General features: G+C 68.4%; 10 protein-coding genes. 3 read left to right on the top strand and 7 right to left on the bottom strand.

Annotated features, from left to right (window positions below):
* Nucleotides 1-22 precede the first annotated feature (22 nt).
* Nucleotides 23-442: a DUF5990 family protein gene (locus tag ACYVF6_RS00410; RefSeq protein WP_460514482.1), complete on the top strand. Its 420-nt coding sequence runs from the start codon at nt 23-25 to the stop codon at nt 440-442.
* A 101-nt stretch (nt 443-543) separates the two neighbouring features.
* Complete coding sequence (locus ACYVF6_RS00405; protein ID WP_460514480.1) at nt 544-1,341, top strand: hypothetical protein; 798 nt, start codon at nt 544-546, stop codon at nt 1,339-1,341.
* Between the two features lie 10 nt (nt 1,342-1,351).
* Here ACYVF6_RS00405 and ACYVF6_RS00400 read toward each other — a convergent pair whose 3' ends face one another.
* The 6 genes from ACYVF6_RS00400 to ACYVF6_RS00375 all read right to left on the bottom strand — a co-directional run bounded on the left by ACYVF6_RS00400 (nt 1,352) and on the right by ACYVF6_RS00375 (nt 9,960).
* A complete protein-coding gene (locus ACYVF6_RS00400) occupies nt 1,352-2,200 on the bottom strand; it encodes a carbohydrate ABC transporter permease (RefSeq protein WP_460514478.1) in 849 nt (282 codons plus the stop codon).
* A complete protein-coding gene (locus tag ACYVF6_RS00395) occupies nt 2,197-3,084 on the bottom strand; it encodes a carbohydrate ABC transporter permease (protein ID WP_460514476.1) in 888 nt (295 codons plus the stop codon). Before ACYVF6_RS00395 ends, ACYVF6_RS00400 begins: the two co-directional genes overlap by 4 nt.
* Complete coding sequence (locus ACYVF6_RS00390; RefSeq protein WP_460514474.1) at nt 3,084-4,397, bottom strand: ABC transporter substrate-binding protein; 1,314 nt, start codon at nt 4,395-4,397, stop codon at nt 3,084-3,086. The genes ACYVF6_RS00395 and ACYVF6_RS00390 overlap by 1 nt, the downstream gene beginning before the upstream one ends.
* A 47-nt stretch (nt 4,398-4,444) precedes the next feature.
* Nucleotides 4,445-5,809 (bottom strand): alpha-glucosidase/alpha-galactosidase, encoded by a 1,365-nt coding sequence (gene melA, locus ACYVF6_RS00385; RefSeq protein WP_460514473.1) that lies wholly within the window; start codon nt 5,807-5,809, stop codon nt 4,445-4,447.
* A gap of 179 nt (nt 5,810-5,988) precedes the next feature.
* The gene (locus tag ACYVF6_RS00380) at nt 5,989-7,962 is read right to left on the bottom strand and encodes a phosphocholine-specific phospholipase C (protein WP_460514471.1); all 1,974 of its coding nucleotides are present in this window, start codon (nt 7,960-7,962) and stop codon (nt 5,989-5,991) included.
* 6 nt (nt 7,963-7,968) lie between these two features.
* A complete protein-coding gene (locus ACYVF6_RS00375; RefSeq protein WP_460514469.1) occupies nt 7,969-9,960 on the bottom strand; it encodes a serine/threonine-protein kinase in 1,992 nt (663 codons plus the stop codon).
* Nucleotides 9,961-10,084: 124 nt separating this feature from the next.
* Between ACYVF6_RS00375 and ACYVF6_RS00370 the strand changes: the two genes are divergently transcribed.
* Nucleotides 10,085-10,945 carry a hypothetical protein gene (locus ACYVF6_RS00370; protein WP_460514467.1) on the top strand — a complete coding sequence of 287 codons (861 nt, stop codon included), beginning with the start codon at nt 10,085-10,087 and terminating at the stop codon, nt 10,943-10,945.
* On the opposite strand, the gene ACYVF6_RS00365 is transcribed toward ACYVF6_RS00370, so the two are convergent.
* Complete coding sequence (locus ACYVF6_RS00365) at nt 10,897-12,123, bottom strand: cytochrome P450 (protein WP_460514465.1); 1,227 nt, start codon at nt 12,121-12,123, stop codon at nt 10,897-10,899. The genes ACYVF6_RS00370 and ACYVF6_RS00365 overlap by 49 nt on opposite strands.
* Nucleotides 12,124-12,154: the final 31 nt, after the last annotated feature.

The following is a 12,154-nucleotide window of genomic DNA, read 5'->3' as shown; positions in this document are numbered from 1 at the left end:
ACGGAAGAGGAAACCAGCCGGCATGACCGAGATCGCCGTTCACATCAACGCCCGCAACCTGCCCAGCGCGTGGTGTCGCGACCACGGCGTGACCAGTCTCGGGCTCAGCCGCGCCAAGGAGGTCGTCGGCGCCGTCTCGACCGACGAGCCGGAGGCCGAGTTCGACCTCACCGTCGACGTCGTACGCAAGCCGGACGCCCTCGACTTCCGCGGCCCCTGCGTCTTCGGCAAGCCGGGCGAACGCTTCCTCTACCTCAACTGGACGGGCGGCTCCGGCAGCGGCCGGATCAAGCTCCAGCTCGTCCCCGTCGATGCCACGCTGGTCGAGGCCGCCCTCGAAGGCGGCAGGCTCGTAGCCGATCTCGACCTCACCGGCCCCAAGGGCGGCCCGGTCTACGCCAGCGTCCGCCCACCGGCCCTGACCTGGCGGCACGCGCCCTAGCCGGCCTCTGTCCCTGGCTGTGAACGATGGACAGCTCCTCCAGATCTTGCACTACTGCACATTGAATAGTACCGTCTCTCGCATCAGGAGGGAGACGACCGATGGCTGAGCAGGACACGCTCACGGCTGAACTGGCCTACTACGAGGCCGCCGTCCGGGCTGCGACGACCGACCTGCCCGCGAATGTCGGGGAGTCGATGATCGAGGATCTGCGCGCGCACGCCACCGAGCTCGCCGCTGACGAGCCGGACGTGACGTTGTCGGAGGCGCTCGGGTCGCCGTCCGCGTTTGCCGAGGAGTATCGCGCGGCCTCGAATGCCGGCGACGTGCGGCAGCCGCCGCCGGCCGGCGCTCGCCACGTCACCGGATGGCGCCGTTGGCTGTTCCCGTTCGGTCTCCTCTGTTACGTCGCGGGCATCGGGGTGTTCACGGTCGCGCTGGTCAACACCGGCAACGAGGGCTACCAGCTACCCGGCGCCGCGCTGGTGCTGACCGGAGTCCTGCTGGCCGTTTCCTGGCGCAGGGGCTGGACGGCACCCGCCGGGTTCGATCGGCGCGGCTGGCCGGCGCCGGCTCGGGCCGCCTACGTCGCCATCTGGGCGCTACGCGGCTGGGGCCTGGTCGTCTTCGCCGACGCGTACGTCATCGGCGGTGACTATCCCTATCCCCAGCTGACCGGCTTCCCGTTGCCGCAGTACTTCGGGCTCGGTCTCGGCGTCTTCGACGGCGGCGGCGCGGGCGGCCTGATCGTGATCCTCGCGGTCGCGGCGCTGTCGATCTGGCTCGGCCGGGGCGAGCACCGGCTCGGCAAGTGGCAGGCCCTGGTCTTCCCGGTCGACCTCGTGCTGGCAGCCGCTCCCGTACTCGCCGCGATCAGCGTCCTGCTGAACGGCGTCTGAGCAAGAGCTCTCAGCCCTTCAGCGCCGACGACGTGAGCGACTGGATGAACGTCTTCTGGGCCAGGAGGAACGCCAGCAGCACGGGTACGACGGTGATGACGTTGCCGGCCATGATGGCCGACCACTGCGTGCGGTGCTGGCCGTGGAACGTCGCCAACCCGAGCTGCAACGTGTAGTTGTGGTCGTCGTTGATGGCGATCAGCGGCCAGGCCAGGTCGTTCCACGAGGTGAGGAACGTCAGCACCGCCACAGTCGCGATCGCCGGGCGGGACAGCGGGATCACGACCAGCCAGAGCGTACGCAGGCGTGAGCAGCCGTCGATCCAGGCCGCTTCCTCCAGCTCGCGCGGCAGGGAGAGGAAGAACTGGCGGAGCAGGAAGACGGCGAACGGCGTGACCAGCGACGGCACCATCAGCGCCGCCAGCGTGTCGATGATCTCGAGCTTCTTCAACAACAAGAACGTCGGGATCATCGTGATCTGGAACGGGATCACCAGGGTGCCGAGCATCAGCGCCAGCAACACCCGCGAGCCGCCGAAACGCATGCGGGCGAAGGCGTAGCCGGCGAGCGAGCCGAAGATGAGGTTGCCGATGACCACCACCGACGCCACGATGACGGAGTTCAGGAACCAGCGCGGGAACAGCGCGTTGGTCAGGACGTACTGATAGCCGTCCAGGTGCAGCGAGTCCGGCACGATCATCGGCGGGAAGCGGTTGATCTGGGCGTTGGACATGAACGAGCTGACCAGCAACCAGACCAGCGGGATCGCGAACGCCGCGGCGACGGGCGCGAGCACCAGATGCCACGGGTCGAACGGCAGCAGCCTGCGCCGGTGGCTGGTGGGTGGACCCAGCGTCATGCGGTGCTCTCCTTCTCCGCGGATCGCCTGCGCAGCAGCCGGAAACCGATGCTCAGCACGAGCAGGCTGAACGCCACGACGTACGCCGCCGCCGCGCCGTAGCCGGCCTCGAACAGCTGGAACGCCTGGTACCACACGTAATAGACGATGACGGTCGTCGACTGCAGCGGACCACCTTGCGTGGTGACGAAAACGATGTCGAACACCTGCAACGACTGCAGCGTCTCCCACACCAGCAGGAAGATCGTCACGGGCCGCAGCAACGGGAAGACGACGTGGAAGAACGTCTGCCAGCGGCCCGCGCCGTCGATCCACGCTGCCTCGAGCACCTCCGACGGAATGTCCTGCAGCGCCGCGAGGTAGACGATCACACAGAAGCCGAGCCCGGCCCACAGGCCGATGACGACGAGCAGATAGAGCGCCTGGCCGGGATCGGTGAAGAAGCCCTGAGCGGAGATGCCGAGCTTGTGCAGCAACGCGTTGGCCAGGCCGAACTCCGAGTCGAAGATGAACGAGAACAGCACGCCCTGCGCCGCCGCGGAGATGACGAACGGCGCGTACACCAGCGTTCGGTAGACGTTGATGAAGCGGAGCTTCCGGTTGAACAGCAGCGCGAGCGCCAGCCCGCCGCCGATGCTCAACGGGACGAACAGCGCTGTGTAGACGAGCGTGTGGACGACCGCACCGTGGAAGTTCGGATCCTTCGTCAGGTTGCGGTAGTTGGCCAGGCCCACCCACTCCGCCGGTGTCACCAGGTCGGAGGCCTGCATCGACAGCAGCAGCGACCACGCCACCGGGAGGATGCTGAGCCCGAGGATCACCACCACCGCGGGCAGGATGAAACCCCAGGCGGTGGGCGTCTGGCCGAGGCTGCGGCGCGCCACTAACGGCTCATCTCGAGGGCGGAGTTGGCTTGCTGCACCGCCTCCCGCAGCGCGGCGTCAGGCGTGCTTTTCGTCAACAGCATCTTGCTGATGGCCTGGCCCAGCGCGCGTGACACCTTCGGGTAGGCCTCGATCGTCGGCCGGGTACGGGCGTAGGCGAGCGCTTCGGTGAAGACGTTCAGCCCGTTGGTCTTGTCGATGTGCTGCGTCCACTGCGGGTTCTTGGTCGTCGTCGTGCGCAGCGGGAGGCTGCCCGCCTGCTGTGCCCACTGGACGTCCTGGTTGCCGGACGTCAACCAGGTAAGGAACGTCACGGTCGCCTTCACCCGGTCCTCGCCGTTGTCGAAGACGGTCCAGGTGTCGGGGCCGGCGATCGTCATCGGCTTGCCGCTGTACGACGGCATCGGCACGACGCCGTAGTCGGTCTTGCTCTGCAGGAACTCCGGCAGCTCCCACGGACCGGTCGGGATCATGCCCATCTTGTTGTTCATGAAGATCTGGTACGTGACCTCGCCACCGGGCTTGGTGTCGACGTAGACGGACTTGTCCTTGCCCAGCTGGTAGACGGTCGACAGCGCCGTCAATCCCGACTTGCCGTCGAACGCGACAGACTTGCCGTCCTTGTTGACGACATCGCCGCCCGCGTCCCAGATCATCGGCCAGAGCCGCCAGACGGTGTTCTCGTCGCCTACGCCGGGCCAGCCGGTGCCGAACGTTCCCTTGCCCGGGTTGGTCAGCTGCTTGGCGATGGACACGTAGTCGTCCCAGGTCCAGCCGGCCTTCGGGGGCTCGACGCCGGCGTCGGCGAAGACCTTCTTGTTGTATGCGACGCAGAGGTTGTCGACGAGCGCGGGAATGCCGCGTAGCTTGCCGTCGACCGTGACGGCGGCCTTGGCCGCCGGCCAGAAGTCGTCCCACTTGACCGCGGGCGCCTTCAGCGACTCGGACAGGTCGACGACCAGCGGGCTGCGGGCGACGCTCGCGATGTCGGACCCGAAGATGTACGCGACATCGGGGTAGTCCTCTGCCGCGAGTGCCGTCGTGATCTTCTGCAGCATCGCGTCGGCGAGCACACCGCCACTGCTCGCGGTCACCTTGATGTTCTTGTGCGTACGGTTGAACGCGCTCACCAGCTTGTCGAGCGTCGCCTTGCTGGAGTCGGACTGGCCGTGCCACATGGTGATCGACGTGACGCCGTTGGACGAGGAGTCATCGTCACCGCAGGCTGAGAATAGAGGCGCGGCGCCGGCAAGACCGCCGAGTGCGAGCCCTGTGCGTAAGAACGCACGCCGCGTGGTGTGGCTGCCATCCATCGAGATCTCCTGTGATCTGTGAGTTGCTTAACGGTCGTGCGCGAACCTCAGATCCGTCCGGGTTCGCGAAGAAGCGGGGTAGGCCCGTGCGACCGCGGGCCGCGGGGGCTGGACAGGCGCAGCGCTTCGGGAATGAGGTCGCCATGGGCTTCGGTCAGCTCGTCGCAGAGCTGCCAGATCTGGTCGACGGTCAGCGACGCCGAGGTGTTCGCGTCGACCATGGCGGCCTGGCGGACGAGCCGCGGGTCGCCGCGCAGGGCGGCTTGCACGGTGAGCTTTCCGGTGCTGACGTAGGCCTGGTTGACGGCCGCGCACTGGATCGGCAGCGCGCCCATGGGTCGCGGGCGTACTCCATCGGCGTCGGCGTCGGCCGGAACCTCGACGGTGAAGTCGGGTGGCAGGTTGTCGATCAGCCCTTGGTTGGGGACGTTGACGACGAGCTGGCGGTGCTGTCCCGTCGTCAAGCTGTGGATGACTTGAGGCGCATACTCAGTAGCATCGCGGCTGATGTCCAGCAGCTCGCCGGCCTTCAGGGCATCCCGCGTCCGGGCGTACTCCTCGAGGTTCTTCTGGCTGATCCGCACGTAGTCGCCGACGGGGATGCGGAGGCGGTCGATTTCCTGGTCGTGGCGGAGGTACCACGGGACGTACTCCGAGGAGTGCTCGCTGGTCTCGGTGGGGTAGTAGCCGAGGCGCCGGTACATGTCGACGCGGACCCTCCTGCGTAGCTGCTCGTCCCGGGCGATCGCCTCGTCCAGCCTCGGGTAGAGGTCTTCGCCATTGTGCTGCCAGCGCAGCACCCAGGCCTGGTGGTTGACGCCGGCGCTTTCGTACGTCACCTCATCGAACGGTGCCTGGACGAGCTCGCAGAGGTCGTGGACCGTCCAGTAGACCGAGTGGCAGAGCCCGAGGACCTTGAGCTGCGGGGCCCGGGCGGTGAGGTAGGCGATGTTCATCGCCATCGGGTTGGTGTAGTTGAGCAGCCAGGCGTCCGGGCAGATCTCCTGGATGTCGCGGGCGATCGCGTCGAGAACGGGGAACGTCCGCAGGCCGCGGAAGATGCCGCCGATGCCCACCGTGTCGGCGATCGTCTGGTTGAGGCCGTACGTCGCGGGGATCTCGATGTCGCGCCTGGTGGCGGCGATCATGCCGACCTGGATGGTGTTGATGACGAAGTCGGCGCCGGCGAGGGCCTCGCGGCGGTCGGCACTCGCGCGGACGGTGCAGTGCTGTTGTTTTCCGAGCTGGTCGATCGTGCTGTGCGCGATGGCTTCCGCGGTGGCCAGCCGCTCGGCGTCGATGTCGTGGAGCGAGATGTGCGGATCGGGCAGGTCGCCGAAACCCAGGAGGTCGGCCAGCAGTTCGCGGGTGAACACGACGCTTCCGGCCCCGAGGAACGCGATTGTGGTCACGACTCACCTGCCACTGAGGACACGCAGACGGTACGAGCAGGTCTGCTCATGATCGTGACGCTAGCCTGATTGAAAAAGTGTGTCAATGGCTGGAATCAAGCATTAACAAGCATTGACCGACACTCTGTGAACAGCCTCGGTGGCGGATGGGAGCGCTTACGACGCGATCGGTGTCCGCGTCAGGCGGTGACGCCCGGCGCGCCGTTCTCGGCCCGGGCGGTGAGGCGGCGCCGGAACGAGGGGTCCTGTGGCGCCAGCACCTCCAGGTCGTACCAGCCGTGGCTGGCCGGCCAGCTGATCGTGCGGCTGCGGGACGCGCCCAGCTCGACGGTCTCGGTCCGGGTGCCGTACGCCAGCGCGCGTAGCCGCAGCGTGACCGGCTCGTCTCCGGCGTTCGTCAGCGTCAGCTCGATCCGGCCGTCCCGCCGTGGCTCGCCGCCGGCCCGCACGTCGACGCCTGCTGCGGCGCCGGACGCCGATCCGGACAGCTCGTACCAGAAACGGTTCGGCCCCTGCACCGCCAGCCGATACCCCTCCGCGCGGGTCTGGATCGGCTCGACGTGCTCGCCCCGCACGTCCAGATGCCTCGGGAGCTCGAACTCCCCGCCGTACGAATAGACCGCGAAGTGCGCCGAAGCCGAACCGGGGTTGGCGATCCGCAGCCGCAGCCGGCCCGAGTCGTCCAGTCGCGCGGAAACGGCCGGACGGTATGGCAGCGCCCGCGCGGGGCGGCGGCCGGTTTCCTGCCGCGGCATCGCCTGCTCCGCCGGAGCGCCCGGATGCCAGCGGCCGATCGGCGCCGGTACCGGCGCAGGGTGCCGCAGCCTGGGCGCCCTGCCCTGGTTGGCGAAGTCGAACGCCGACGTCAGGTCGCCGCAGGCAGCGCGCCGCCAGGCGCTGATGTTCGGCTCGTCGACGCCGGTCCAGCGCTCCAGGAAACGCAGGATAGACGTGTGGTCGAAGACTTCGGAGTTGACGTAACCTCCAACGGTCCAAGGCGAAACGACCGTCATCGGCACGCGCGGGCCGAGCCCGATCGGCCGGCCGTCGTACCAGTCGTCGCCGTTGCCGGACGCCGGTCGCGGCGCGACCGGAGGCGCCACGTGGTCGAAGTAGCCGTCGTTCTCGTCGAAGTTGACGAACAGCACAGTCTTCGACCAGGTGTCCCGATCGGACGCGATCGCGTCGAGCACGTCGTAGATCAGGTTCGCGCTGCCCACCGGCGTCGAGCTGCCCGGGTGCTCCGAGTCGACCGCGGACGGCACGAGCCAGCTGACCTTCGGCAGCGTGCCGGCCCCGATGTCCGCGCGCAGCCGGGAGACCAGCGACTCCGGCCGGTCGAACAGCGCGAAGTAGAACTCCTCCGTCGTACGGAACTCACCGTCGACGCCCGCGAGCAGCTTGTCGCCGATCCGCTTGAACGGCAGGAAGTACTCCACCGCGTTGTCGGTGAAGTTGTCCCATTCCTGGTAGATCTGCCAGGAGATGCCCTTGGCCTGCAAGCGTTCCGGGTACGTCGTCCAGTCGTAGCCGGGGTGGTCGTAGTCGTAGGCGGCGTTGGTGACCGCCCGCTGTGTCGTCCCCGGCTCGTAGCCGACGGTGCCGGTCCAGAGGTAGTTGCGGTTGGGGTTCGTCGAGCCGAACACCGAGCAGTGGTAGGCGTCGCAGATCGTGAACGTGTCGGCGAGCTCGTACTGCAACGGAATGTCCTGCCGCTCGTAGAACGTCATGGTGGCCTCGGTCTTGGCCCCGATCCAGCCGTCGTTCCAGCCCTGGCGCCACGCCTGCGTGCTTCCGGGGAAGCTGTGGTCGAGCGCGCCGAGATACTGGATGTCGGACGGCTGCCGCTCCTCCCGCTCGGCGGCCTCCCGCAGCGAGAACGGCAGCACCTCGCCCTGTGCTCCGCCGGGCTGGGCGAAGATCGGCCGGCCGTTCGGCAGCGTCAGCGGCACACGGTCACCGAAGCCGCGTACACCGCGCAATGTGCCGAAATAGTGATCGAACGAGCGGTTCTCCTGCATCAACACGATCACGTGCTCGATGGCCCGCAGCCCACCAGGCCGCATCGGCGAACGCCAGACCAGCAGCCGATGACGTGTTGGCAGCCCGGCGGCACTGACTGCCGCCGCACGTCCGTCGACAGCTGATCCCACACTGCCTCAGTACTTGCTCACCGACAAGTCGAACGTGAGGTCCTTGCTGGGATCCTGGATGAGCGTCTGGGTGACGTCGTCCTCCGACCACTTCTCGCCGGTGACCGACGAGGCGGAGAACACGATCACGCGGGTGCCGTGGGCGGTCTCCTGCTGTGTGACCAGATGATCTAGGTCGTACCAGCCGACGGTCGGGCTGAAGAGTGGCTCGTCCGGAGGCGGCGGCAGCGCGCGCTCATAGAGGGGGCGAAGCTTGCTGCTCTGGTCGGTGGGACGGTAGCCGTACACCGCCACCCGGTCGTTGGCCAGAACTGTCAGCAGCAGGGAGCCGGTCGGATCGAACGCGCCGTATCCCCAGCCGGGCACGGTGCCGCCTTCCGGCCGCGAGTAGAGCAGCCGCCCGTTCAGATCGAAGATCTCCAGGTCCGGCGCGATGTCGTAGCTGGCCGTGCTCGGGTTGACGGCGATGCCGCTGCCGTCCGGCAGCCAGGCCCACGGCCGGCGATCCGCCACTTCGATGTACCGGCCGTCCACGCTCTCTGACGGTGTGACGAGCAGGAAGCCCAACGGCAGGATCGCCTCGAAGCCGTGCCGCAGCACCTGGATCAGCAGCCGGCGCCCGTCCGGCGACCACCGCGCGATCTCCAGGCGGGTTCCCTGCTCCGGCGGCTTGATGGTCCGAGTCGCATTCCAGGGGATGCCGGTTCGGTCGTAGATCGTGACGTCGGGCGGCTCGGTCGCGTTCCACCCGCGGTAGTACCCCGCGGCCCATCGACCGTCCGGTGAGATCGCCAGTCCCAGATGCGGGTTCTCACCGGGCTGGCGCCGGAACGCCCCTCCACCCTGGCCGTTCGACGGCATCCAGAGGTACGGCACGGAGCTCGTCGGGCCCGGCACGTGGTAGGCGGTGAGCGTGACGTTTCCGCTGAACTCCGCCTCCACCGTGGCCTTGGTACCGGGAAGCCGCAGGCCCTTGGCCGGCCGGGCGATCGCAGGCTTCGGGGCCGGCGGGCCGGTCGACTTCGGCTTCTCCCTGGCGGCGGAGCGCCCGCCGAACGCGTCGAGGCCGAACCAGACGGCCGCGCCCGCGGCCGCGACCCCCAGCGTGGAGGCGACGACGACCGTACGACGACCAAGCCCTCGGCCCGCCGGCCGGGAGTCGGAGTGAATCGGTGCCGGCATCGGCCCGCCGCCGGTCAGCTCGCCGAGTGCCGCTCTGGCGGTGGGACGTCGCTCCGGGTCCTTGACCAGGCAGGCCGACACCACACGTCGCAGCGGGGTGTCGGGGAAGGCGGTCAGGTCAGGCTCGGCGTACAGGATCCGGTGCATCACGGCCGGCACCGATTCCGCGCCGAACGGCAGGTTGCCGGTGGCGGCGTACACCATCGTCGCGGCCCAGGCCCACACGTCGACGGCCGGACCGACCGGACGGCTGTCGGGTGGCGAGATCTGCTCGGGCGCCATGTACGACGGCGTGCCCACCACCGAACTGGTCAGCGTGGCCGTCGCACCCAGCGCGCGGGCGATACCGAAGTCGATGACCCGCGGTCCGGTCCTGCCGAGCAGGACGTTGGCCGGCTTGAAGTCGCGGTGCACGACGCCGGCTTCGTGGACGCCGGCCAGCGCGGTGAGCGTGCCGATCGCCAGCTGGGCCAGCTCGCCGCCGGTACGCGGACCGTGCTCGGCCACCAGCGCCTGCAACGACGGCCCGTCGACGTACTCGCTCACGACATACGGCCGGTCGCTGTCCACATCGGCGTCGAGCACCTGCGCGGTGTACGCAGCCGACACGCGCCTGGCCGCCGCGAGTTCCTTCACCAATCGGGCGCGCGCCGTCCGGTCGTCGGCGACGTCGGATCGCAACAGCTTGACGGCCACCTCGGCGCCGGCGGCCGACCGGCCCAGATAGACCACGCCCTGGCCGCCCTCACCCAGCCGGCCGAGCAGGGTGTACGTACCGACCCTGACCGGATCGTTCGCCCGTAGCGGCGCCGGCATGCCCCTCCCGATGACCCGAGCGACCTTTACGCTCATCCTGCCGTACGCGTTGGGGAGGGGTCCCCGGCCGCCGCGGATACGCTGCCGAAGGCCGTTATGCCCGTCTGGGAACGAAGGAGTGAACGTGCTGCTCGTACGCCGGGATCCACCCACCAGAGTGCGCTTCCTGCCCGCGGACGTCGGCAGCCTCGACGGCCCGCTGCCGCACAACGCTCCGCCGCGCACGCTGTTCACACTGGGCACGTACGGCGGCATGAGCGTCGAGCCGGACGCCGACTTCGAGCTGCTGTTCGGGCGCAACTACGAGGAGGTCCACGTCTGCGTGGGCGGCGACGACCAGCAGGTCAGCCGCCAGCAGGGATGCATCAGGTACGAGCGCTCCCGGTGGATCCTGCGGAACACCGGTCAGCGGCCGATCCGCTTTCCGCGCCAGCAGATCGTCTACAGCGGGCACAGCCAGGAGATCCCGCCCGGCTACACGCCGCTCTTCGTCATCGGCGCACGTCGCGAGCATCTGTTGCAGGTACGCGTCTCCGGCACCAGGCCACCGTCCAGCCTGGACTCCTCCATCTACGAAGCGACGACCTTTCAGCCGGTGAAGGTGAAGCTCGAGCCCGGCCAGCTCCTCGTCCTCGCCTGTCTCGGCCAGCACTACCTCCGCCACGAGCCGGACGCCCAGCCGGTGCCATGGTCCCTGGTCGAATGCGAGCTACAGGCGTTGCGGCCGGCGGAGCGCTGGACGTGGAAGAAGGCCGCCTGGATCGTCAAACGCCTGCGTGACGAGCTCTCCGAAAAGGAGGGGATGCCCAGGGTGCGGGCGAGCGAGATCCCAGGACCGGTGGGCAACACCCTCAACCACAACCTGATCACCGGCCTGATGGCCACCGCCCGCCTCCTCCCCAAACACCTGCGCCTCCTCAAGAAAGAAGCCGAAGCCTATGGAGCAGTCTCCGTCCAGGTGACCGGCAACTCGTGCACGCCGTAGATGTTCATGTCGGTCCGCAGCCTCACCTCGCCGGCCGGAACGGCGAGCTGGAGACTCGGGAAGCGCCGCAGCAGTCCGCCGAGACCCGCGCGCATCTCGATCCGGGCCAGCTGCTGCCCGAGGCACTGGTGCACGCCGTGCCCGAACGACAGGTGCCCTCGCGCGTTGCGGTGGACGTCGAGCGCGTCGGGGTTCGGGTAACGCAGCGGGTCGTGGTTGGCGGCCAGGAACGAGATGACGACGGTCGAGCCCTTGGGGATCAGCTCACCGCCGAGCTCGAGGTCCTCGGTGGCATAGCGGTAGAAGATGTCCGCGATCGACAGGTAGCGCAACAGCTCCTCCACGGCGTCGGGCATCAGGTCCGGGTTGGCGCGCAGCTCGGCCATCTGCTCGGGGTTCTCCAGCAGCGCGAACGTGCCCAGCCCCAGCAGGTTGGCCGTCGTCTCGTGGCCGGCGAGCAGCAGCAGGAACGCGGCACCGGTCAGCTCCTCGATCGTGAGGTCCTCGTGCCGGGCGAGGTCGGACAGGATGTCCTCGCCGGGTGACGACCGCTTCCGCGTGACCAGTTCCGCGAGGTAGGTGTTCAGCGCGACCAGCGCACCCATCTTCTCCTCCAGCGTCTGGTCCTTGACCAGGAACTGCGCGGAGTTGGTCTGGAAGGTCTCCCGGTCCTCGTACGGCACACCGAGCAGTTCGCAGATCACCAGCGACGGCACGGGCAGCGCGAACTCCTTCACCAGGTCGACCGGCGGGGTGAGCCCTGCCAGGTGGTCCAGCTGCCGCTCGGCGATCTCGACGATCTGCTCCTCGAGCAGCTTCATCCGCCGGACGGTGAACGCGCCGGTGAGCCTGCGCCGCAGTCGCGTGTGGTCCGGCGGGTCCATGCTGATGAACAGGCCTGGCATCTGCGGCGACGGCTCGGTGGCGACGGGCATGCCGGGACTTTCGTACGGCACGTGCATGATGCCGAGGTCGCCGCGCGAGCTGAACCGGGTGTCGGCCATCAGCTGGCGGACCGCTTCGTACCCCGTGACGAGCCAGCCCTCGTGACCATCGGGGAAGTGCAGCGGGCTGACCGGTCGGGCGTCGCGTAGCCGGGTGATCTGGCTGGGCGGGTCGAACGGACCCGCGTCGCGCTCCATCGGGAGGCCGTGCGGGACGGGAACCGTCTGACTCATCGTTTTCCTCTCGTGGCTGTTGTTGCGGCCA

The organism is Flindersiella endophytica (genome assembly GCF_054779015.1).
This window is presented reverse-complemented; position numbering and strand designations above follow the sequence as displayed.